The organism is Synechococcus sp. W65.1, assembly GCF_047461615.1.
Taxonomy (GTDB): Bacteria; Cyanobacteriota; Cyanobacteriia; order Thermostichales; family Thermostichaceae; genus Thermostichus.
The window spans coordinates 1-21,632 of the sequence record NZ_JANSHI010000011.1; the positions used below are offsets into that span (position 1 = coordinate 1).

Annotated in this window: 21 protein-coding genes; 10 read left to right on the plus strand and 11 right to left on the minus strand. The window is 61.1% G+C overall.

The genetic code is table 11. The features are described 5' to 3' along the window. The 6 genes from NW806_RS07385 to NW806_RS07410 all read left to right on the plus strand — a co-directional run. On the plus strand, positions 1-573 hold a 573-nt coding region (locus tag NW806_RS07385; protein ID WP_414410594.1), incomplete at its 5' end, for a glutamine amidotransferase-related protein. Between the two features lie 27 nt (positions 574-600). Beyond that, on the plus strand, positions 601-765 hold the full coding sequence (locus tag NW806_RS07390) for a DUF2256 domain-containing protein (protein ID WP_414410595.1): 165 nt from the start codon (positions 601-603) through the stop codon (positions 763-765). Positions 766-814: 49 nt separating this feature from the next. Next, complete coding sequence (locus NW806_RS07395; RefSeq protein WP_414410596.1) at positions 815-1,291, plus strand: phosphate-starvation-inducible PsiE family protein; 477 nt, start codon at positions 815-817, stop codon at positions 1,289-1,291. A gap of 200 nt (positions 1,292-1,491) precedes the next feature. Beyond that, a complete protein-coding gene (locus tag NW806_RS07400) occupies positions 1,492-1,566 on the plus strand; it encodes a hypothetical protein (protein ID WP_414410661.1) in 75 nt (24 codons plus the stop codon). A gap of 256 nt (positions 1,567-1,822) precedes the next feature. Next, positions 1,823-3,124 carry a gas vesicle protein GvpJ gene (gene gvpJ, locus NW806_RS07405; RefSeq protein ID WP_414410597.1) on the plus strand — a complete coding sequence of 434 codons (1,302 nt, stop codon included), beginning with the start codon at positions 1,823-1,825 and terminating at the stop codon, positions 3,122-3,124. Positions 3,125-3,243: 119 nt separating this feature from the next. Next, on the plus strand, positions 3,244-4,809 hold the full coding sequence (locus tag NW806_RS07410; protein WP_414410662.1) for an NAD(P)H-quinone oxidoreductase subunit N: 1,566 nt from the start codon (positions 3,244-3,246) through the stop codon (positions 4,807-4,809). An 83-nt stretch (positions 4,810-4,892) separates the two neighbouring features. On the opposite strand, the gene NW806_RS07415 is transcribed toward NW806_RS07410, so the two are convergent. From NW806_RS07415 to NW806_RS07440, 6 genes are all read right to left on the minus strand, one after another. Beyond that, positions 4,893-5,462, minus strand: a complete 570-nt coding sequence (locus NW806_RS07415; protein WP_414410598.1) for a photosystem I assembly protein Ycf4 — start codon at positions 5,460-5,462, stop codon at positions 4,893-4,895. Positions 5,463-5,539: 77 nt separating this feature from the next. Beyond that, positions 5,540-6,607, minus strand: a complete 1,068-nt coding sequence (locus NW806_RS07420) for an S-layer homology domain-containing protein (protein WP_414410599.1) — start codon at positions 6,605-6,607, stop codon at positions 5,540-5,542. Next, a complete protein-coding gene (locus NW806_RS07425) occupies positions 6,595-6,909 on the minus strand; it encodes a DUF3181 family protein (protein WP_414410600.1) in 315 nt (104 codons plus the stop codon). Before NW806_RS07425 ends, NW806_RS07420 begins: the two co-directional genes overlap by 13 nt. Positions 6,910-6,960: 51 nt before the next feature. Further along, a complete protein-coding gene (locus NW806_RS07430; RefSeq protein WP_414410601.1) occupies positions 6,961-7,419 on the minus strand; it encodes a hypothetical protein in 459 nt (152 codons plus the stop codon). 132 nt (positions 7,420-7,551) lie between these two features. Continuing rightward, positions 7,552-8,124: an anti-sigma factor family protein gene (locus NW806_RS07435; RefSeq protein ID WP_414410602.1), complete on the minus strand. Its 573-nt coding sequence runs from the start codon at positions 8,122-8,124 to the stop codon at positions 7,552-7,554. A 2-nt stretch (positions 8,125-8,126) separates the two neighbouring features. Beyond that, entirely contained in the window at positions 8,127-8,789 is a 663-nt protein-coding gene (locus tag NW806_RS07440) for a sigma-70 family RNA polymerase sigma factor (protein ID WP_414394390.1), read from the minus strand. A 169-nt stretch (positions 8,790-8,958) separates the two neighbouring features. Between NW806_RS07440 and NW806_RS07445 the strand changes: the two genes are divergently transcribed. Beyond that, entirely contained in the window at positions 8,959-9,681 is a 723-nt protein-coding gene (locus NW806_RS07445; protein ID WP_414404881.1) for a Crp/Fnr family transcriptional regulator, read from the plus strand. Positions 9,682-9,769: 88 nt separating this feature from the next. Here NW806_RS07445 and NW806_RS07450 read toward each other — a convergent pair whose 3' ends face one another. Next, positions 9,770-11,572: an aminopeptidase P family protein gene (locus NW806_RS07450; RefSeq protein ID WP_414410603.1), complete on the minus strand. Its 1,803-nt coding sequence runs from the start codon at positions 11,570-11,572 to the stop codon at positions 9,770-9,772. A gap of 90 nt (positions 11,573-11,662) precedes the next feature. Beyond that, a complete protein-coding gene (locus NW806_RS07455) occupies positions 11,663-12,037 on the minus strand; it encodes a rhodanese-like domain-containing protein (protein ID WP_414410604.1) in 375 nt (124 codons plus the stop codon). 182 nt (positions 12,038-12,219) lie between these two features. Here NW806_RS07455 and NW806_RS07460 point away from each other — a divergent pair, with 182 nt between their 5' ends. Both NW806_RS07460 and ileS read left to right on the plus strand, forming a co-directional pair. Then, positions 12,220-13,017, plus strand: a complete 798-nt coding sequence (locus tag NW806_RS07460) for a hypothetical protein (protein WP_414410605.1) — start codon at positions 12,220-12,222, stop codon at positions 13,015-13,017. A gap of 203 nt (positions 13,018-13,220) precedes the next feature. Next, positions 13,221-15,986, plus strand: a complete 2,766-nt coding sequence (ileS, locus tag NW806_RS07465) for an isoleucine--tRNA ligase (protein ID WP_414410663.1) — start codon at positions 13,221-13,223, stop codon at positions 15,984-15,986. Here the strand turns inward: ileS and cysK are convergent, their stop codons facing one another. After that, positions 15,987-16,964, minus strand: coding sequence for a cysteine synthase A (gene cysK, locus NW806_RS07470; RefSeq protein WP_414410606.1), 978 nt, complete (start codon positions 16,962-16,964; stop codon positions 15,987-15,989). A 146-nt stretch (positions 16,965-17,110) separates the two neighbouring features. Here cysK and dxs point away from each other — a divergent pair, with 146 nt between their 5' ends. After that, positions 17,111-19,072, plus strand: a complete 1,962-nt coding sequence (dxs, locus tag NW806_RS07475) for a 1-deoxy-D-xylulose-5-phosphate synthase (protein WP_414410607.1) — start codon at positions 17,111-17,113, stop codon at positions 19,070-19,072. Here the strand turns inward: dxs and NW806_RS07480 are convergent. Then, complete coding sequence (locus tag NW806_RS07480) at positions 19,041-19,967, minus strand: tetratricopeptide repeat protein (RefSeq protein ID WP_414410608.1); 927 nt, start codon at positions 19,965-19,967, stop codon at positions 19,041-19,043. The two genes, dxs and NW806_RS07480, sit on opposite strands and share 32 nt — an antisense overlap. 100 nt (positions 19,968-20,067) lie before the next feature. Further along, on the minus strand, positions 20,068-21,609 hold the full coding sequence (gene zwf, locus NW806_RS07485) for a glucose-6-phosphate dehydrogenase (RefSeq protein WP_414410609.1): 1,542 nt from the start codon (positions 21,607-21,609) through the stop codon (positions 20,068-20,070). Positions 21,610-21,632: the final 23 nt, after the last annotated feature.

Here is a 21,632-nt window from a genome sequence, read left to right on the forward strand (position 1 = left end):
GGCAACCGGGGCATCGAGGGCAAGGTGGCCACCATCCGCCACGTGCGGGAGCGGGGCATTCCCTTTCTGGGGCTGTGTTTGGGCATGCAGTGTGCGGTGATCGACTGGGGATGCCATATTGCCGGCCTGGAGCGGGCCAACAGCTATGAGTTCGATCCCGACACTCCTCATCCCGTCATCAGCTTGCTGCCGGAGCAGAAAGATGTGGAGCACCTGGGGGGAACCCTGCGCCTGGGCCTCTACCCCTGCCGCATTCTGCCCGACACCCTGGCAGCCAAGCTCTATGGTGAGACAATTGTCTACGAGCGCCACCGCCATCGCTACGAGTTCAACAACGCCTACCGCAGCCTGTTCCTCGAGTCTGGCTACGTGATTAGCGGTGTTTCGCCCGACAACCGTCTAGTGGAGATCATCGAGCTGCCCAGCCACCCCTTTTTCATCGCCACCCAATTCCATCCCGAGTTTCGCTCCCGCCCCAACCGCCCGCATCCCCTCTTTTTGGGCCTGATTGAGGCTGCTCTGCGCCGCCGTTCCCAGCTTCAACCGCTGCTGCAGTTGCAAAGTACAAGTTGATCCAAGGGTTGTTGTCTCCAGCACGCTATGCCCCGCCACCGGAAAAAGTCGGATCTGCCTAGCAAAATCTGCCTCACCTGCGGCAGGCCCTTTACTTGGCGCAAGAAATGGGCTGATTGTTGGCCAGAGGTGAAATACTGTTCCGAGCGTTGCCGCAACCATCGCCCCAGGGGAGCCCGCTCCTCCTCCTAGGCGGCCAGGACGGATAATGGTGGGGTCGAGGAGGGGACAAAAGGGCAGCATGCGGTTTCTCAAGTGGCTGTTGCACAATCCCCACGAAACCGAAGAAGAGGATCCCTTTTTGCGGGCCATCACCCGCATCGAAAGCCTGATCTCGAAGCTACTGTCAGTTTTGATGATTGGGCTAATCGTGGTGGCCGTGGTGGACTTGGCCCGCTTCTTGGTGGCTGATCTGCTACGGGAGCCAATCGGGTTTTTCTCCACCACTTTGATTGAGATCTTTGGCCTCTTTTTGAATATCTTGATTGCCCTGGAGATTTTGGAGAACATTACTGCTTACCTGCGAAAGCAGGTTGTGCAAGTGGAGCTGGTCATTGTTACCTCTTTGATTGCGGTGGCGCGCAAGATCATCATTTTTGATTTCGAGAAGCTGGGGGGGTTGGATCTGATTGGCCTGGGGGCAGCAACTCTGGCTCTGTCGGTAAGTTACTGGCTGGTGCGACGAGCTAAGCTCCCATCCAAGTTCGGTCAAGACTAAGCTTCCCAATAGTTTGGCAAAAAACCTGCAACAGCCCGCGCCAGTGGTGCTTGGCTCGGCCAAATCCTACACGGCTATGAGGGGAGCCACTGCCGGCACGATAGTTCTGGAGCTTTTCCTGCAAGAAGCTTCCCTTACTGTCAGCTTCGTCTTTTTGGGCCAACGCTCACTTCTACGATGGCTTCATCTTCCAGCGCGGGATTCGGGGCTTCATGGCCCAAGGCGGGGATCCCACAGGCACAAAGCAGGGTAGGAGGCTACTGCTGTCCCGATGAGCCGTTGCAACGTCCCTACCCCCGGGCGATCTTGGCGATGGCCAATGCCGGCCCTAACACCAACGGCAGTCAGTGACTATTCCCTACCTCCCAACTCCACCATCTTTGGCCAACTGGCCCGCAGGATTGCCCGCTAAACCCGGTGGAGAGCAAGCCCATTCTCATCTCGGAATCCCATTAGCTTGAGCTAATCTCGTGGAACAGTTTGATTGATCCTTAGCTGGGTTTTTGCAACTTGCCTTGAGGGGGATCCCGTATGGAGTTCGCTAGCCCCCGGCGAATGTCCCCCCGCATTCTGGTTCTGGATTTTGATGGCGTGCTCTGCGATGGGCGGGCAGAGTACTTTGCCTCCTCCTGTCGTGTCTGTGCCCAGGTGTGGGGCCTGGCTCCTGCGCAATTGCAGCCGTTGCAGCCAGCCTTTAACCAGTTGCGCCCGCTAATCGAGACGGGTTGGGAGATGCCCCTGTTGCTCTGGGGGCTGCAGCAAGGGATCCCGGAAGACGCTTTGCGCCAAGACTGGCCTGGCTGGCGACAGCGGTTGTTGCAGCAGGCGGGGGTTTCCGAGAGGGCTTTGGCCCAAGCGCTGGATGAGGTGCGAGATCGCTGGCTTGCAGAGGATCGGCAGGGGTGGCTGGAGCTGCACCGCTTCTATCCGGGGGTGACAGCCTGGATGCGCCAAGTACAGGCTGCCGGCGAGCCGCGCCTAGCCATTCTCAGTACCAAAGAGGGGCGCTTTATCCAGCAGCTTTTGCTCCGCGAAGGGATCCAACTGCCGCGCCACCGCATCCTGGGCAAGGAGGTGCGCGCTCCCAAGGCCGCCACCCTTCAGCGGCTGCTAACTGCAGCTCAGGTAGCGCCCGAGGAACTCTGGTTTGTCGAGGATCGCTTGCAGACGCTGCGCCAGGTGCAGAGCGTACCGGAGCTAGAGCCGGTGCTCCTGTTTTTGGCTGGCTGGGGCTACAACCTGCCGGAGGAGCGAGAAGAGGCCGCCCGGGATCCCCGCCTGCATCTCCTTAGCTTGGAACAGCTCTCCCAGCCTTTTGAGCAGTGGTTGATCCCGCCTCCTCCTTCCTCTGGTCTTGCCATCAGCCCAGCGGAACCGCAAGAGCTGAGCCGGGTCCAAGCTAGCCCTGACCGGAAACGCCTGGAAGCTGGCCTTGCCTCCCTGGTGCTGACCTTGGTGGAGCTGCTGCGCCAGTTGATGGAAGCTCAGGTGGTGCGGCAGATGGAGGCCAATCGCCTTTCGCCGGAGCAGATCGAGCGGGCCGGCAGCAGCCTGCAAGCCCTGCGGCAGCAAATTCGGCAACTCTGCGCCCTGCTGGAGATTGACCCGGCAGATCTCAATCTGGATTTAGGGGATCTGGGCACGCTTCTGCCCCGCCAGGGAGACTACTACCCCGGCCAGCCCGACGGCGAGGGATCCCTCTTGGAACTCTTGGATCGGCTGATCAACACCGGGATCGTCGTCGACGGCGAGCTCGACCTGGGCTTGGCGGACTTGAGTCTTATCCACGCCCGCCTGCAGTTGGTGCTTACCTCCAGCGCCAAGCTTTCTTAGACCCAGGGAGTGTCGATGGAGACGATTGAGAGAAGAGATGCCAGAAGCAAGATGGGGAGGCCGGAAATCGCGGTATGCTGGCTTTGGATCCCGTTAATCTCTCTTCACAGTTTCCTCCTATGGATGTTTTTGCCCCAACCGGAAACCTGCATGCCGGCGCCATTTGGCCGGAGGTGGTGGTCACCCTCACGCTGTTGCTCGTCCTGGCAGTGGATCTGGTGGGCGGGTCGGCAGCGCGCAGAAGTTTGCCAACTCTTTCCCTCTTGGGGTTGATGGGAGCCCTGGTGCCCCTGGTGCTGCAGTGGCAGCAGCCCCAGTTGGAGAGCTTCTTGGGCAGCTTTGCCGCGGATCCCGTGAGCATTCTCTTCCGTAGCCTGGTGGTGGTGACAGCAGCCCTGACGGTGATGATGGCGGAGCGCTACCTCACCCAGGCAGGCACGTCCACGGGCGAGTTCTATGTGCTGCTCCTCACGGCCACCTTGGGGGGAATGTTCCTTGCGGGAGCGATGGATTTAATCATGGTGTTTGTCTCGCTGGAAACGCTGAGCATTGCCAGCTACCTCATGGCTGGCTACACGAAGCGAGATCCGCGCTCCTCTGAGGCTGCCCTGAAGTACCTGCTGACCGGCGCTAGCAGCACGGCCATCTTCCTCTACGGCATGTCGCTGCTCTATGGCCTGTCGGGGGGGCAAACCCAACTGTCGGCCATCGCGCCCCACCTGGCCAATGCTGGCCTAGCAGGGATCCTGGCCTTGGTGTTCTGCCTTGGGGGCATTGGCTTTAAGCTGGCGGCGGTGCCCTTCCACCAGTGGACTCCCGACGTCTACGAGGGATCCCCAACGCCGGTGGTGGCCTTTTTGTCGGTGGGATCCAAAGCAGCAGGCTTTGCCCTGGCCATTCGCTTTCTGGCTACCGTCTTCCCAGCCATGACGGAAGAGTGGCGGGCGGTGCTCTCAGTGCTGGCTATCTTGACCATGGTGCTGGGCAATGTGGTGGCCATTGCCCAAACCCGCCTCAAGCGCCTGCTGGCCTATTCCTCTATTGGGCAGGCGGGCTTTGTTTTGATTGGTTTGGTGGCAGGCACGGAAGCGGGCTACGCCAGCTTGATTTTTTACCTGATGGTTTATCTAGCCATGAACCTGGGCGCCTTTCTGTGCGTCACCCTGTTTAGCCTTAAGACCGGCACTGACGAAATCAACGAGTACAGTGGCCTTTACCAGAAGGATCCTTTCCTCACCCTTTGCCTTAGCATTTGTCTTCTCTCCCTGGGCGGGCTGCCGCCACTGGCCGGCTTTTTCGGCAAGCTCTATCTCTTCTGGGCTGGCTGGCAGGCAGGAGAATACACCCTGGTGCTGGTGGGCCTGGTTACTAGCGTCATCTCCATCTACTACTACGTGCGAGTGGTGAAAACCATGGTGGTGAAAGAGCCGCAGGAGACGTCGCTTTCGGTGCAAAACTACGCCGAGACCGACTGGCAGGCAGAGGGCATGCCGGCTCTGCGAGTAGGCATGGTGTTGACCCTCGTGGCCACCATCTTTGCTGGCATCCTCTCCAATCCCCTGTTTACCCTCTCTGTTCAGGCAGTGGAGCGTAGCCCGTTTTTGGGGTTCCCGACAGCCCAGGCTTTTGCTCCCGAGGCAGCCAGCCCTGCAGCTTTGCCTAGCTACTCGGGCCGCAATTCCTAAAAATGCCCCCACCCCTCTCCCTGTAGGAGGGGGAATTAAGCGTTTCAGCCTTGCCCCGCCACCGTCTGCAACTGAGTCGAACCTCAAATACCCTCTAGGCTGACATTAAGAAAGCGGGCAATCTCGGCGGCTTGGTTTTCAATCTCGGCCAAAGAAGGCGGCTGCCCAACGCCGGTGAGGGGGATGTCACCGCGTCCTTTCACTCGCAAGTAGATAGCTCGGCGGGGGTTGAGGCCTTCTCGCAGCTCCACCCGCAGGCTTTGCACCTCGGCAAAGTCATACTCCAGACGAACTTCGCGGTTTTTGCCCGGAAAGCCCTGCCGCACCAGCGTTATCTTTTGGGTACGGCGGTTGAACTCGTTGTAGCCGCCCCCCAAGTTCCAATACAGGCTCAGCCATTGGTACAACCCTGCCAGGAAGCCGAGCACACCGTAGAAGAGCATGGCAATGCCCTGGGGAAGGAACACCAGGCTGGCGGGGTCGGAAAAGGGAAGCAAATTGCGGTGGAAATAGCTGGAAAGACCAGCCAGGGTAAAGCCCAGACCCCCTGCCGTCAGAACCACTGCCCAAAAGTAAACGCTGGGCCGCCGCGACCCAATGACGGTGTAGCGCAGCAGGTCTTCAGAGCGAATTTCGGGAACAGTTGCAGACACCGCCGGAATCCCTTTTTCCAAAGCTGGCTTCTCCCATTCTATTGGGCGGCTCGACCTCTTGCTGGGATCCCGCTACTTCAGGGTTGAGACTCGCGGGGCGTAACGATTTTCCCTACCCCTGGGGTAACTGCCGGAGGTTCAGCAGGGGAGGGTTCGGAAGTGGGGGAAGAGGTTGGTTCCGGCTCGGCTGGCAGGGGAGAGGATTCGACGGCAGGAGTTGGACTTGGGAGAGCCGAGAGCTGGGCTACGGCCTCTTGAGCCGTCCGCTCTCCAAAGGCAGACAGGGCAATTGCCACTTCCCCACGGCTAACTGGCTGGAGGGGGTTAAAGGTGCGGATGGGGCCGAAGGTGCGCAACACCGTGGAGGCATTCTCTAGGCTGCGATCTGCCACTAGGGGAGCAACAGCCTCGTCGGGGATCTGCGCCGCATCGGTAAAGCCCCAGCGCTCCTCCAGCTCTGCCCGGGAGCCCTTGATCTGGCCGGGCGGCAAATCCAAAGGCACCTTCATGCGAATTAACTCGGCTCGCGACAGCAGGCTGTTGGGGCGAAACTCGCGATTGGCATCCCCAGCAGCGATGCCGGCAGCCCCCAGGGCCTGGATGTAGCGGAAGTTGGGATCCTCCTCCGGTACATCCAAAAAAAGAGGGCGCTCCGAGGGGGATCCTATGCGGATTTGGCGGCTGGGCTCGTCAGCGTGAATGGCGTTGTTGGCTAGCACCAGCCAGCGGGCAAACTCTCCTCGACGCACGCTGCGCTGCGGCTGAAACTCGCTGCCGGCAATATCGGCAAAGATCCCCAGCCGATCCAGGTAATAGACCGACTGGGCCACTAGGGATCCGGGCTCCAGATCCGTGAAGCGGCTGCTGAGTTGAGTCGGCAGAGGTGTCAAGGCAACAGGGGGAGAGGTGGAGGGTGAGGGGAATTCTGAGAGAGGCCTTGGCGTCGCCGGTTGCTCTGCAGAGGGAGGAACAGACAGATCCACCGGTCGCACCGCCCGTTTCAGTCGTTCTCCCCACTCCGTTCCCTGACAAGCTGACAGCAGTCCCAGCAGCAAGAGCCAGGTGATAGCCGGGGACAGCGATTGTTTAGGCCGCTTGGAGTGGTGTTGCTGGTGCAATGCTTTCTCTCCCTCTACTGCGCCCATTTGCGGCTAAACTCCTCCAGCACATCCAGCAGGTTCAGCAGGCTTTGCATGGGCAGCAGATCCACCAGAGGCAGCTCTTTGCGCCCGCCCCCCACCTTCACTGGGATCCCTTGCAGGATCTCCGTGACGGCATTCTCATCCACCTTGCCTGCCATCACCTGAGGGGCCAGCCGCTCCGCCAGAACGGTATGCAGGTGGGCATCCCGCAGGTAGAGGTGCCACCGGGCTACATCGATGTAAACTTCCTTGCCAATGGCAGCGGCCAATTGCTCGATCTCGGGGTTGCTCGGCACTTGGGCCATGGCTCAGCTTCGCTACTGGTTGCCCTGCGTTGATCATAGCCTGGCCCCACTTTAGGGAGAGCTGGCGGCAGAGCGGCGCGGTAGAGGCAGGGCGAAGTTCTCTTGCAACTGCCGCAGCAGCAACAGGTGCTCCAGAGCCAAGCGATCCCGTTCGAAGCGCAACTGGCTGAGTTGGGCCTGGGTCTGGCGAATGTCCTCTACGTTGGCGTCCCAGGTTTGCAAAAGGCGGTAGAGGCGGTCTTGTTGGCTGGCAATCTGCTGGTTCAAGCGGGCTAGGCGGCGGCTAAACTCCCTATCCATTTCTGCCGCCAGCTCGGGATCGGGAAGGAGGGGCAGCTGAGCCCAATCGATGCCCAGCTTAGTCGAGGGTGGTGGAGGCGCTTCTACCTCTTTGAGAAGGGGGAAGTTGGGGAAAGGGGAAAGCTCTATCTCACCAGAGGGCGGCTGGTTTTTTCGAGCAGGAGCCTGAGAGCTGGCCGGCGGCGGAGTGGGCTGGGAAGCGGACTTCAAGGCGCTGGGGTTTGCCTGGGCTGGCCAGGATCCCAGACTGCCCAGCCAAAGACAAACTGCTAGCCCCCAAGCTTGGCAAACCGCTGTTCTCACCCTGTGTTCCTCACTTCAAGCTAGCTCAAGCCAATTAGCTCACTCCCAGCTCAAGTCGGTTGGGGAGTTGGGCAGCGACTCGAATAAAATTGAGTAGGCGTCTTGTTTCTGTCCTGGCTCAAATAGATAGCGTTGGGCAACCCAAGCAGAGGCGGGCACAATTGCCACCCGCACTGGCGGATCCTCCAGAGACACCAACGGCTGAGGGTGAAGCCAGCGCCAGCCCGCCCAGCCCGCTCCCGCCAGGGCTACTGCAGCCGCTGCCACTTGTCGCCAAGGAAAGCCGCTGCACCGCCGCCAGCCCAGAGCAACCTCTGGCCTTCGATCCAGCTTCTCGAACACACGGCTAATCAGCAGCTCCGTCTGAACGGGATCCAGGGTTGGCGCTTTGAGGTTAGCCAAACCGGCCTGTAAGGCCGACAGTTGGCTGTACAGTTGCTGCGCCTGGGGATCGCTGGCTAGCCAGTCCTCCACTTGTCGCGCCTCCTGGGGGGACAGTTCTCCATCCAGGTAGGCGCTTAGCTGCTCAAAGCGCTCCTCCACCGGCGGCAGCTCCGCGGGGGGAGGGGAGGCGGCATCCTCGCGGTCGGGGTTGAGGTTGGGGCAAAACATAGTCATTCGCCATTGAGGTAGGGCTTCAGGATGGACTGCAAGCGGGCGCGGGCCCGGGCAATGCGGGATTTAACAGTACCCAGAGATACCCCCGTAATCTCCGCAATTTCCTCATAGGCCATCCCCTGAATTTCTCGCAGCAGGATGGCTTGGCGAAAGGCCTCAGGCAGGTCGTGGACGGCTTGGTGCAATCGCTCGTAAAACTCGCAGGTGGCGAGGTGGTCGTGGGGGCTTGGGCTACTGCTGGGCAGCTCCCATTCCATCTCACTCTCTTGCGTGGAAATCGAGGCATCCAAAGAGAGGGGTTGCTGCTGGCGCCTGCGCTTGCGCAGCTCGTCGTAAACCAGGTTGGTGGCAATCCGCCCCAGCCAACTGCGAAACTTTGCTGGCTCCTGCAGATGTTTGAGGTTGCGGTAGGCCCGGATCCAAACTTCCTGGGCCAAGTCCTGGCGATCCGGCCAGTTGGGCGCAAGATGGTAGAGAACCTTATCTACGTAGGCCTGATAGCGGCGTATGAGCTCGGCAAAGGCCTCGCGGTGGGGCCGGGATCCCTGCTGACACAGCAGTACCAGCTCCCGATCGGCAAGCTTTTCTGGCAGCACAGGCTCCTTCCTCAGTGAGGCTGACCAGCACTGGCCGCTGATGTTGCTGAGGGCAGCATCCATAAGCATCCCCAGAAAGAGATCCCCTCCCAACCGGAACCTCTACTTGAGAGACGAATTCAGGACAACCGGGTTCCCTTCCTATCTTTGGCGAGAGTACCCTTGCAGGATAGCTCTTGGGCTGGCAACTGGGCTACAGTGAGCTTGCGGTAGAGTAGACGCCCGATCTGGCATGACTTCCGACGCCGCTGCTGTTCTTTCTGAGCTCAAGGCAGTGCCGACGCTGGCGGAACTTTCGGCCACGTCTTTGCAGTGGCTGGGATCCCAGGTAAAGCTGCGGGACATCCCAGCAGGGCAGGCGCTCTTGATGCAGGATGCCTGGGGCAGCGTTGTTTATTTGATCCTATCTGGCTGGGTCAAGGTGCGGCGAGCTCTGCGGATCCACACCGCCGAAGGAACCTGGGACAGCGCCCAAACCCTAGCTCTACTCGGGCCCGGCGCCTGGGTAGGGGAAATGGCGGTGTTGGACGAAGCGCCCCGCTCGCGGGATGTGCTGGCCTTAACCTCGGTGCGGGCTGCCGGGATCCCAGCGGCAACTTTCAAGACGCTGATGCTGCAGGAGCCGCGCCTGTGCTACCAACTGGCTCGCAGCCTCTCCCGCCGTCTGCGCCTAGCGAATTTGCAGGCCGACCTGGAGCAACAGAGCCCTCCTGTGCGGGTGGTGCATGCGCTGGTGCAACTGGCGGAAGCCTTTGGCGAGAAGACTGAGCAGGGAGTGCGCATCATCTACCCGCCCCTCCAGGATTTGGCCGACCTCAGCCAGGTTAACCAGGAAACAGTGGCGGCAGTGCTGAACCGCTTGCAGCAGCAGGGGATCATTCAGCCCCTGCCAGACCAACAGTCTCTGCTCCTAATCCAGTACCCCAAACTCGTAAAAGCAGCCCGCCTGCTCTAGTTAGCTGGGGCTGCATCCAGGAAACTTGCTCCTTGCAAGCTGTGGTTTGCGAGAGCTTGCGCTAGCGGCAAGACCCGTGGCATAACGGCTAGCTGGCAAGACCGCAGGCCCACTCTAGCCAAGAGGCATCCTCTTCTGAGAGACTGGCCTGGTGCAGGGCGTAAACCTGGCGGTGATACTCATCAAGCCAAGCCCGCTGTGCCGCGTCTAGGAGATCCCAATCGATCAAACGCCTGTCAAAAGGGATCCACGTCAGAGAGCGAAAGCCCATCCAGCCCTCTGGCTCGGGGAGGGCAACCACCTCGTAGAGGTTCTCCAGGCGAATCCCGCCCCAGCCTGGCTGGTAGTAACCTGGCTCGATGCTGGTGATCATGCCTACCTTGAAGGGGGTGCTGGCGCGGCGGTGGATCCCATTGGGCCCCTCGTGGACGTTCAAAAAGGCGCCGACGCCGTGGCCAGTGCCGTGGCCGTAGTCTAGCCCTGCCTGCCAGAGGCTGGAGCGGGCAATGCCATCCAAAGAGAGGCCGTAGGTATCGGGGGGGAAGATCTGGCGGGCGCAGTGAATGTGGGCTTTGAGCACCTCGGTGTAGCGCCGCTTGCACAAGGGATCCGCGGGTTGCGAGCCAATCCAGAGGGTGCGGGTAGCGTCGGTAGTGCCCCCCAGGTAGTGGGATCCCGAGTCCAACAAAAACAACTCGCCTGGCTGCAGCAGCTTCTGAGGATCCGGGGTGCCGTAGTGAACGATAGAGCTATTGGCCCCGGCCCCAGCGATGGTGTTAAAGCTCAAGCCAACCCAATCCCCTTCCTCGCGGTAGTGGGCCTCCAGGGTGGCTGCCACATCGGCTTCGCTGATGGGGATCCCTGCTTGGATCTGCCGGTCGATCCAGGCGAGCGTGCGGATCTTGGCCCGGCTGGCTTTGCGGTTGGCTAGCCGCATCTGCTCCAGCTCGGTGGGGTTTTTGACCGCCTTGAGGACATCCACGGGGTGATCCAGCTCGCGACAGGGGATCCCGTGCAGCAGCTCTTGCGTGCCCTGAGTGGTCTGCTTGGGATCCAATCCCACCGGCCCGTAGCGCTCGGCCCACTGGGGCAGTTGTTCCGGGTAAGCCTCGTAGGGCCAGAGCTCTACCTCCGCTTCGGCCAGCACTTGCCGAGCCGAGGGAGTAAGGCGCTCCAGATCTGTGAAGAGGGCAACCCTCTCCAGGGCAACCAGCGCGTAGGCGCGGAACACCGGGTTGTAGGGGATGTCAGAGCCACGCAGGTTCAATAGCCAGGCTACCTGGTCCAACTTGGTTAAGGGCAACAGGCCTACCCGCTTGCGGCGCATCTCCTGGCGCACCTGAGCCAGCTTGTCGCTGGGGGTGGCCCCGCAGAGCTGGGCAGGGACAGGATAGATGGGTTGTTTCAAAAGAGGTTGGCTAGATTCCTTGGCCAGCTTATCTAGCGGGTTTTCGCGAACCGGCACCAGCAGCACTCCCCCGGCTTGGGCGTGGGCTTGTAACTGGCGGTAGGTGGCTACGGACACCGTAAAGGGATCCACCCCCAGGCGAAAGCCAGATCCTAACTCCTCTACAATCTCCATCAGGCTGGGCTGATCCGGCAGACCGCCTTTGATCACCGTAAACAGGTTGGGATCCACCTCCCGCTCGGCCTGCTCGTGGTAGCGGGGATCTACCCACAGCCAAGCCCTGTCCCGGCTAATCAAAGCATCGCCCACCGAGCCAGTAAAACCCGTGATCCACTGCCGCCGCTTGCGATACTCCAGCAGGTACTCGTTGAGGTGCTCATCGGCGGAGGGTACCCAAAACCCATCCAAATTCTGTTCTTGCAAAAGCTGGCGCAGCTGCTGCAAACGGGCAGCAATCTCCAGGCGGGGCAAGGTTTGAGGCATGGCAGAGGCAACGGAAGAGTCCACGCTATCGGCCCTAGAGACCATGTTACAGACGTCCCCTTTCTCCTTGGGAAAGCTGAGCAAGAATTTCTAGCACTCTTCGGGAAAGCCAGCCTCTCGCCAGGCGCGGATGCCGCCGTCCATCGAAAACACGCGGCGGTAGCCCATCTTCTGCAAGTTATCGGCTGCTAAGGCTGAACGAAACCCACCAGCACAATAGAGGACAATCTCCGCCTCTTTGTCTGGGATCACCTTCTCGATGTCCCGCTCAATAATGCCTTTGCTCAAGTGAATGGCGCCAGCAATGCGACCTGCCTGCCACTCCGATTCTTCCCGCACGTCGACTAGGTAGAAGGGATCCCCTTGCCGTTGTTTCTGCCTGACTTGCTCGACGGTCAGCTCTTGGATGCGGCTTTTGGCCTCGTTGACCAAAGCCAAGAAAGCAGGAGAGTGAGGGGACGCCATGGAACCTCGCCGATGCAACCCAATCTCCAGAATAAACCGGGCTTTAGGGGTGTGGATAGTCGCTCGGCCAAGTTGGGCCGGATCCCTACCCGGACAGGCTAAACTAAGCACAGACCTGCCCGCCGGAGGCCCACAGTTTGAGCTCTCGATCCGCCTTTTCCCAACTGCTCTGGCCCCTTGCCTTGAGTTTGAGCTGGGGGATCCCGCTTGCAGGCAAAGTGCTGGCCCAGACTCCCCCGCTGCGCCTAGAAAGCGGGCTGCAAAGGCAGGTTTCTGCCCCTGCGCCAGCGGCTCTGGTCGAGTGGCTGAACGAGCAAATAGCCGCGGCTAACCGACGGGACTTGCCGAAGGTGATGGCCGGCTACAGCCCCGACTTCCGCCACCGCGACGGGTTGGATCGGCAGGGGGTGGAAGAGGCCATTCGCAAGCTGTGGGACGCGCATCCTGAGCTGACCTACTCCGCCCAAATTGTCTCCTGGCGGCAGATAGGCCCTGAGATTGTAGCTGAGATTGCTAGCCAAGTGCAGGGATCCCAGGCTTCGGGGCGGGGGGAGTTTCAGGTAAAGGCTTCCGTCCTGGTGCGCAACCGCTACCGCCCGGATGCCGCCAATCCAGGACAACTGCTGCTGGTAGAGCAAGAAGTGCTGCGGGAGTCGAGCACGCTCACCTCCGGCTCAGCACCCCCCACCGTTACTTTCAAGCTGCCGGAGGTGGTCAAGCCGGGATCCACCTACTCGCTGCAGGCCATTGTGGCCGAGCCCCTCACCCAATCTTTGCTGTTGGGCGCTGTGGCGGAGCGGCCCGTTGCCGGGGCAAGCTACCTGGATGTCACTTCGTTTGCCCTCGAACCTCTGCAGGCGGGCGGGATCTTCCTGCAGGCGGATGCCCCCCCAGAAGCGGGTGCTGAGTGGATCTCGGTGATGCTGGTTAACCAAAGTGGCCTGGTTGTCGAGAGCCGGCGCCTTACCGTTCAACCCTAAGAGATAAGGAACCCCAAGCAAGCCAGACTCCTGGCAGAAAGCCGAGGTGGCCGTCTGGATCCCTTTCCCTCAGGCCAGGGAGAGGAAGCCTAGAACACGACTGAGAACCAGGCAACGGCGTAGGATAGAAAAACGCCCTTTAGCCTGCTCAAGTTGCCGTGGACTACAAGAGTACCCTCAACCTGCCGCAGACTCAGTTTCCCATGCGGGCGGAGGCCGCTAAGAGAGAGCCCGCCATCCAGGCTTTTTGGCAGGAAGAACAGATCTACCAGCGTCTGTCGGAAACCAATCCGGGGGATCCCTTTGTCCTGCACGATGGGCCACCCTATGCCAATGGCGACATCCACATGGGCACCACCCTCAACAAGATCCTCAAGGACATCGTCAACAAGTACCACCTCCTGCGAGGGCGCAAGGTGCGCTATGTACCTGGCTGGGACTGCCACGGCCTGCCCATCGAGCTGAAAGTGCTGCAAAGCCTCTCCCCCCAGGAGCGGCAGAGCCTCACCCCCCTGCAACTGCGGCAAAAGGCCAGAGAGTACGCCCTGCACTACGTCAACGTGCAGCGGGCCAGTTTTCAGCGGCTGGGGGTATGGGGAGATTGGGATCGGCCCTACCTGACCCTATCGCCGGAGTACGAGGCGGCCCAGATCGAGGTGTTTGGCCAGATGGTTCTCAAGGGCTACATCTACCGCGGCCTCAAGCCCGTCCACTGGAGCCCCAGCTCCCAGACGGCCCTGGCAGAAGCGGAGCTGGAATATCCCGACAACCACATCTCCCCCAGCATCTACGTGGCTTTTCCCTTGCAAAGCCTCAGCCCGGCGGCGCGGCCGGTTTTAGAGCCCTTCCTGCCAGGCCTGCGGGCGGCCATCTGGACGACTACCCCTTGGACGATCCCGGCCAACCTGGCTCTCTGCTTTAACCCCAAGCTTACCTACGCGGTGGTGGAGTCTCCCCGCTTTGGCCTGCTGCTCATTGCCGCCGCTTTGCGGCAGCGGCTGGAAAAAGTCCTGGAGACTCCCTTGGAGGTCAAGGCCACCCTGCCGGGATCCGCTCTGGAATACTGCCAGGGACGCCACCCCCTCTTTGACCGCCCTAGCCTCTGTGTTTTGGGAGACTATGTGACCACCGAGTCCGGCACCGGCATTGTCCACACGGCGCCAGGGCATGGGGAAGAAGACTTCAAGACTGGCCAAAAGTACGGCCTGCCCATCCTCAGCCCCGTGGACGAGCAGGGGAGGTTTACCGCAGAAGCCGGCCCCCAGTTTGCCGGGCTAGATGTCCTCTCCAAAGAACCGGAGACCAGCGGCAACCTGGCCGTGATTAAGGCTTTGCAGGCTGCCGGTGCCCTGCTCAAGGAGGAGCCCTACAGCCACAAATATCCCTATGACTGGCGCACCAAAGAACCCACCATCTTCCGGGCCACCGAGCAGTGGTTTGCGTCCGTAGCCGGCTTCCGGGAGCTGGCCCTGCAGGCCATCAAAACCGTGAAGTGGATCCCGCCGGAAGGGGAAAACCGCATCACCGCCATGGTCAAGGAGCGCTCCGACTGGTGCATCTCCCGCCAGCGGGCCTGGGGGGTGCCCATCCCTGTTTTCTATGACGAGGAGACTGGCGAGGCTCTGCTGACTGCCGAAACCATTGACCACATCAAGGCCATCTTTGCCCAAGAGGGATCTGACGCTTGGTGGAAGCGCCCAGTAGAAGAATTGCTGCCGGAGCAGTACCGCCGCAATGGCCGCACCTACCGCAAGGGCACGGACACCATGGATGTTTGGTTTGACTCCGGCTCTTCCTGGGCGGCGGTGGCCCAGGCGCGCGGGTTGGGCTACCCCGTGGATCTCTACCTGGAGGGTTCGGATCAGCACCGAGGTTGGTTCCAGTCCAGCTTGCTGACCTCAGTGGCGGTCAATGGCTGTGCCCCCTACAAGGCGGTGCTCACCCACGGCTTTGTGCTGGACGAAAAGGGCCAGAAGATGAGCAAGTCCTTGGGCAACGTCATCGATCCCCTGGTGCTCATCAACGGCGGCAGCAACCCTCAGACGGATCCCGCCTACGGGGCCGATGTGCTGCGACTGTGGGTTTCCAGCGTGGACTACTCCGGCGACGTGCCCCTGGGCAAGACCATTCTGGGGCAGATGGCAGATGTGTACCGCAAGATCCGCAACACAGCCCGCTTTCTGCTAGGCAACCTCTATGACTTTAACCCGGCCCAGGATGCCGTTCCCTTCGAAGCGTTGACCGAGTTGGATCGCTACCTCCTGCACCGCCTAAAGGAGGTGGGCGAGGAGATCACCGAAGCTTTTGACAGCTATCAGTTCTACCGCTTTTTCCAAGCAGTTCAGAACTTCTGCGTGGTGGATCTCTCCAACTTCTACTTGGATATTGGCAAGGATCGCCTCTACATCAGTCACGCCCGCAGCCTGCGGCGGCGGCAATGTCAGACGGTGCTGTCCCTGGTGCTGGAGAACTTGGCCAAGGCCATCGCCCCAGTGCTTTCCCACCTCGCCGAAGAGATCTGGAGCTACCTGCCCTACCCCAAGCCCACCCGTTCGGTGTTTGAAGGGGGCTGGATGCGACTGGCAGAGCAGTGGCGGGATCCCCAGCTAGCTGCCACTTGGGAAAAGCTGCGGGCAGTGCGGCAGGAGGTGAACAAGGCGCTGGAACAAGCGCGCACCGACAAGCTCATCGGCGCTTCCACCGAAGCCAAGCTCATCCTCAAGGTGGCGGATCCCCACCTGTACGCTCTTCTGGAAGAGCGGGCCGCCGAGCTGCGCTACCTGTTTATCACTTCCCAGGTGGAGCTCATCAAGGCAGAGACTGAGGCGGCGGAGCTGCAGGTTGTCGTTCAGCGGGCAGAGGGCAAAAAGTGCGTGCGCTGCTGGAACTACTCTCCTCGGGTGGGGGAATTTGCCGAACATCCAGAGCTGTGTGAGCGCTGCGTAGCGGCCCTAGCTGGCGAGTTTTGACTACCTGATCAAAGGCTGCGGCAGCCGCGAGTCCGACTCTCGCTCCAGGTCGCGGAAGAGAGGCGTACTGAGGTAGCGCTCGCCAAAGCTGGGCTGGATCATCACAATTAGCTTGCCGGCGTTTTCCGGTCGCCGCCCCACCTGGATAGCGGCAGCCAGGGCTGCCCCAGTGGAAATGCCGGAGAGGATCCCTTCTTCTCTGGCCAGGCGGCGGCTGTAGACCATGCTTTCTTCGTCGTCTACGGCAATCACCTCATCCAGGAGATCCCGCCGCAACACCTCCGGCACAAACCCTGCCCCGATGCCCTCGATGCGGTGAAAGCCGGGCCGTCCCCCGCTTAGAACCGCGCTTGCCTTGGGCTCGACGGCCACTAGCCGAATGGAAGGTTTCTTACTCTTGAGAAACTCGCCCGCCCCGGTAATGGTGCCGCCAGTGCCCACCCCCGCTACCAGGATGTCCACCTGGCCATCGGTGTCCTCCCAGATCTCGGGGCCGGTAGTGCGGGCGTGGATTCGGGGATTGGCCGGATTGGTGAATTGGCCCAGCATGTAGGCATTGGGGGTGCGGCGCACGATCTCTTCCGCCTTCCAAATGGCCTCTCCCATGCCACCGGCGCTGCTGGCTAGATGCACCTCTGCCCCGTAGGCCTTCAACAGCAGCCGCCGCTCCAGGCTCATGCTCTCAGGCATGACAATGATGAGCCGGTAGCCCTTGGCCGCTGCCGCCATAGCTAAGCCAATGCCCGTGTTGCCGGAGGTGGGTTCCACCAAAATGGTCTTGCCGGGGGAAATTAAACCGGCTTGCTCAGCTGCCTCGATCATGCTGACGGCAATGCGGTCTTTTACCGAGGCCGCCGGGTTGAAGCTCTCCAGTTTAACCACAATCTCCGCCAGGCATCCCTCCGCCTGCGGGATCCGGTTGAGCCGCACCAACGGCGTGCGACCGATGAGTTGGGTGATGTTGTCGGCAATCCTCATGGGCAGGCAACCTCGAAAAGCGGGGCCTTTGTCCGATGCTAACCCTGCAGCGGGAGACATCCAGCGAAGTTTTGAAAAGACTCCAGCCAAGCCCTCTTGGAAAGCCATGATCTAGAGTGAGATCACACCGGAAGGACAGATCCCCTATGCACCTGAGTGAAATCACTCATCCCAACCAGCTCCGCAACCTAAGCCTCAGCCAGTTGCGCAGCTTAGCCCGCCAGATCCGCGAAAAACACTTGCAAACGGCTGCCAACTCTCCCGTCGGCTGTCACCTAGGGCCAGGGTTGGGGGTGGTGGAGCTGACCTTGGCGCTCTACAAAACCCTTGACCTGGATCGCGACAAGGTTATTTGGGATGTGGGGCACCAAGCCTATGCCCACAAAATGCTCACCGGCAGGTATCACAACTTCCACACCATTCGCCAAAAGGGGGGGATCTCCGGCTACCTGAAGCGCAGCGAAAGCCGCTTCGACCACTTTGGGGCCGGCCACGCCTCCACCAGCATCTCGGCAGCCTTGGGTATGGCCATTGCCCGCGACCGGCGGGGGGAAAACTTCAAGGTGGTGGCCATCATCGGGGACGGCGCCCTGACCGGGGGCATGGCCTATGAGGCCATCAACCACGCCGGCCATTTGCCCAAGACCAACCTGATGGTGGTTCTCAACGACAACGGCATGTCGATTTCCCCCAATGTGGGGGCGATCCCGCGCTATTTAAACCGCCTGCGCCTCAGCCCGCCAGTGCAATTTTTGGCCGACAGCCTGGAGGAGCAACTAAAGAACCTGCCTCTAGTTGGCTCCAGTCTCAGCCCCGAAATTGAGCGCATGAAGGAGACGGTGAAGCTGGTTACTGCTGTGCAGAACAACAAGGCCGGCATCATCTTCGAGGAGCTGGGCTTTACCTACGTGGGGCCGGTGGACGGGCACAACCTGGCAGAGTTGTTGGATGCTTTTGAGTTGGCCCATGGCCTCTCTGGGCCCGTGCTGGTGCATGTGGCCACCGTCAAGGGCAAAGGCTACCCACCGGCAGAGGCTGAGCAGGTAAGCTATCACGCCCAATCCCGCTTCGACCTGGCCACCGGCAAACCCTATCCCCCCACCAAACCCACTCCCCCCAGCTACAGCAAGGTCTTCGGCCATACCCTTTGCAAACTGGCGGAGCGGGATCCCCGCATCATTGGCATCACGGCAGCTATGGACACTGGCACTGGCCTAGACAAGCTCAAGGAAAAACTGCCGGATCAGTTTGTGGATGTGGGGATCGCGGAGCAGCACGCGGTCACCTTGGCTGCTGGCATGGCCTGTGAGGGGATGCGCCCGGTGGTGGCCATTTACTCCACCTTCCTGCAGCGGGCCTACGACCAGATTATCCACGATGTCTGCCTCCAAAAGCTGCCAGTCTTTTTCTGCTTGGATCGGGCAGGCGTGGTTGGACCTGACGGCGCCACCCACCAGGGCATGTACGACATCGCCTATCTGCGCTGCATCCCCGAGATGGTGCTGATGGCCCCCAAAGACGAAGCGGAACTGCAGCGCATGGTGGTAACCGGGATCCAGTACACCCAAGGACCCATTGCCATGCGCTACCCGCGCGACTCTGGCGTTGGGGTGCCCTTGGCGGAAGATGGCTGGGAGCCCATTCCCATTGGCAAGGCGGAGGTGCTGCGCAGCGGCGGCGATGTGTTAGTCCTGGCCTATGGGTCGATGGTCTATCCCAGCTTGCAGGCCGCGGAGATCCTCAAAGAGCACGGCATCTCCACGACGGTAGTCAATGCCCGCTTTGCCAAGCCCCTGGATACAGAGCTAATCCTGCCCCTAGCCGAACAAAGCCGCCTGGTGGTGACGGTGGAAGAAGGCTGCCTCATGGGCGGGTTTGGCTCGGCAGTGGGGGAAGCCCTCCTGGATGCCGATATCCGGGTGCCTCTTTTGCGCCTGGGGGTGCCAGACATTTGGGTAGAACATGCTACCCGTGAAGAGTCTCTTGCAGACCTTGGCCTCAACAGTGTCGGTATTGCCGAGCGGATCCGAGCCAAGCTTGAGAAGCGGCAAAAGCCAGTGGCCGAGGGATCCCGGGCTACTCTCCTGCAAGACCCATCTGGCGGTTGAACCGGTCCACAGCAGCCTGCTGTAGGGCCTCTACCACTGCCCGTGTTCGCAGGAGAACTTGCACATCTCGCAGCAGGTTATCCCGCCACAGGTTCTCCCGCAGCACCTCTAGCCGGGCATAGCTGGGATCCAAGCGCACGGCTTTGGCCCCCAGTTCTTCCGCCCGCTGGGTTTGGCCGCGAACGTACAGGGCTGTAGCCAGGGCCAGGTAGGGCTCGGCCACCGCCTCGTTCATCTCGATGGTGCGTTCCCAGCGCTCGATGGCCGCCTCCAGATCCCCTTGCTCGTAGTCCACCAGGCCAAGGTTGTTCATGGCAGGCCAGTAGGCGGGATCCAACTCCAAGGTTTTCTCATATTCCCGCCGGGCGGGATCCCATTGGTCAAGCATGAGGTAGGCATTGCCCAGTTGAAAGCGGGCGTTGGGGTTATCCGGCTGCAAGGCAACAGCCCGTTCCAGGGCCTCGGCGGCGGCAAAGTAGCTGCCCTGCCGCAAGTAAGCCACTCCCAGGGAGTAGAGGACACCCCCATCCTGGGGAGCCAGAGCGCGGGCCCTTTGCAGCACCTGCACGGCCTGGGCAGAGTTCCCCAGCTCCAGATAGACGTTGCCCAAAGCGTAGAGCAGCTCGGAAGAGGTGGGCACCATGGCCACGGCCAGTTGCAGGCGGCGCAACGCCTCTTCGGTCTGGCCAAACTGGGCTAGCCGCAGCGCGTTGGTGGCCAGTTGCAGCCCCTGGGCCTGCATCAAGTCCCCATTGGGCAGGGGCACATGGAGCAAGACCTGAGCCCGCGCGGGATCCCCTCCCCCTACCCCCAAGACAAGGGCAAGGCCCGCCGGCAAGGCTAGGCAAAACCGGAACGACAGCGACGGCATGATACCCACGCAAAACCAGGCCATGCCCATGTTAGCCGCAATCGCTGTTTGAAATGTCTGCTCTCGCCCTCTTGGCGCTTTATCAGCCCCAGTCGCTACCTGAGCCAGGTTTTGCTGCAGGAAACTAGAGACGTCGCCACCGCCGCCCAGACTGGGCCAGCAGGTCTTCGGCAGCCTTGGGCCCCCAGGTGCCGGCCTCATAGGTGTACAGCGGCGGCGCGGTATCATAGCCAGGTGGCGTCTCCCAGGCCGACAAAACGGGCGTTACCACCCGCCAGGCAGCTTCCACCTCGTCGGCGCGGGTAAACAGGGTGGGATCCCCCAGCAGGCAGTCCAACAGCAGGCGCTCGTAGGCATCTGGCGCGCTCGACCCAAAGGCTGTCCCGTAGCGAAAATCCATTTCCACCGAGCGGGTGCGGATCTCCGGCCCGGGCATCTTGGCCTCAAAACGCAAGGAGATGCCCTCGTTGGGCTGGATGCGCAGCACCAAGATGTTGGGGCTCACCTCCCGCGTGGCCGAAGGAAAAAGGGATAGGGGCACCTGCTTAAAGTAGATGGCCACCTCGGAAACCTTCTTGGCTAGGCGCTTGCCCGTGCGCAGGTAAAAGGGCACCCCTTTCCACCGCCAGGTGTCGCATTCCAGCTTCAGGGCGGCATAGGTGGGGGTCTGCGAGTTGGGGTTGACATTGGGCTCTTGGCGATAGCCGGGCACTGGCCTGCCGCCAATCCAGCCGGGGCCATACTGGGCCCGCACCGCTGCGGCTGCCACGTTGCGAGTGTCGGCCAAACGGGTGGCCTGCAGCACTTTGGTCTTTTCATTGCGCACCCCATCGCCGCGCAACGAGACGGGCGGCTCCATGGCCGTCAGGCAATAGATCTGCATTAGGTGGTTCTGCACCATGTCCCGCAGGGCACCAGCAGCGTCGTAGTAGCCGGCCCGATCCTCCACCCCTACCGTTTCCGCTACCGTAATCTGCACATGGTCGATGTAGTTGCGGTTCCAGAGAGGCTCAAAGATGGCGTTGGCAAAGCGGAAGACCAGCAGGTTTTGCACCGTCTCTTTGCCCAGGTAGTGGTCGATGCGGTAGACCTGCTCTTCCTGACAGATGCGCTGCACAAGGCGGTTCAGCTCCTGGGCCGAGGTGAGGTCGTGGCCGAAGGGCTTTTCAATCACCACCCGCGTCCTGGTTGGATCCGCCAGCATCCCCGCTGCCCCCAACTGCTGGAGGGCCTGGGCATAGAAGTCCGGCGCCACTGCCAGGTAAAACACGCGGTTGCCACGGGTGCCCCGCTCTTCGTCCAGTTGGCTGAGAAATTGCTTGAGGCGCAGGTAGCCCTCGGCATCGCCAATATCCAGGCGACAGTAAAACAGGCGGCTGGCAAAGTCTTGCCAGAGGACTTCTGGCCCCAGATCCTGGGGGGCAAACTCCTTCAGGGCTGCCCGCATCTTGTCCCGATAGGCCTCGTGGCTCCAGTCGCGGCGAGCCACCCCCACCAAGGTAAACTCCGGCGGCAGCCGTCGCTGGACAAAGAGCCGGTAGTAGGCCGGGATCAGCTTGCGGGCCGCCAGATCCCCGGAAGCGCCAAACTGCACCAGAATGCAAGGATCCGGAATGCGCTCTTGGTTGAGGCCAACGCGCAAGGGGTTTTCCGCCAGGGCCACCATAGAGTCGGCTCAGCTTGGGTGGA

Bases quoted from the DNA above. Each gene is read 5' to 3' on its own strand.
- NW806_RS07390 (WP_414410595.1), top strand. From the start codon at position 601: ATGCCCCGCCACCGGAAAAAGTCGGATCTGCCTAGCAAAATCTGCCTC.
- NW806_RS07395 (WP_414410596.1), top strand. From the start codon at position 815: ATGCGGTTTCTCAAGTGGCTGTTGCACAATCCCCACGAAACCGAAGAA.
- gvpJ (WP_414410597.1), top strand. From the start codon at position 1,823: ATGGAGTTCGCTAGCCCCCGGCGAATGTCCCCCCGCATTCTGGTTCTG.
- NW806_RS07410 (WP_414410662.1), top strand. From the start codon at position 3,244: ATGGATGTTTTTGCCCCAACCGGAAACCTGCATGCCGGCGCCATTTGG.
- NW806_RS07420 (WP_414410599.1), bottom strand. From the start codon at position 6,607: ATGGGCGCAGTAGAGGGAGAGAAAGCATTGCACCAGCAACACCACTCC.
- NW806_RS07425 (WP_414410600.1), bottom strand. From the start codon at position 6,909: ATGGCCCAAGTGCCGAGCAACCCCGAGATCGAGCAATTGGCCGCTGCC.
- NW806_RS07435 (WP_414410602.1), bottom strand. From the start codon at position 8,124: ATGTTTTGCCCCAACCTCAACCCCGACCGCGAGGATGCCGCCTCCCCT.
- NW806_RS07440 (WP_414394390.1), bottom strand. From the start codon at position 8,789: ATGGATGCTGCCCTCAGCAACATCAGCGGCCAGTGCTGGTCAGCCTCA.
- NW806_RS07445 (WP_414404881.1), top strand. From the start codon at position 8,959: ATGACTTCCGACGCCGCTGCTGTTCTTTCTGAGCTCAAGGCAGTGCCG.
- NW806_RS07450 (WP_414410603.1), bottom strand. From the start codon at position 11,572: ATGCCTCAAACCTTGCCCCGCCTGGAGATTGCTGCCCGTTTGCAGCAG.
- NW806_RS07455 (WP_414410604.1), bottom strand. From the start codon at position 12,037: ATGGCGTCCCCTCACTCTCCTGCTTTCTTGGCTTTGGTCAACGAGGCC.
- ileS (WP_414410663.1), top strand. From the start codon at position 13,221: ATGCGGGCGGAGGCCGCTAAGAGAGAGCCCGCCATCCAGGCTTTTTGG.
- cysK (WP_414410606.1), bottom strand. From the start codon at position 16,964: ATGAGGATTGCCGACAACATCACCCAACTCATCGGTCGCACGCCGTTG.
- dxs (WP_414410607.1), top strand. From the start codon at position 17,111: ATGCACCTGAGTGAAATCACTCATCCCAACCAGCTCCGCAACCTAAGC.
- NW806_RS07480 (WP_414410608.1), bottom strand. From the start codon at position 19,967: ATGGCCTGGTTTTGCGTGGGTATCATGCCGTCGCTGTCGTTCCGGTTT.
- zwf (WP_414410609.1), bottom strand. From the start codon at position 21,609: ATGGTGGCCCTGGCGGAAAACCCCTTGCGCGTTGGCCTCAACCAAGAG.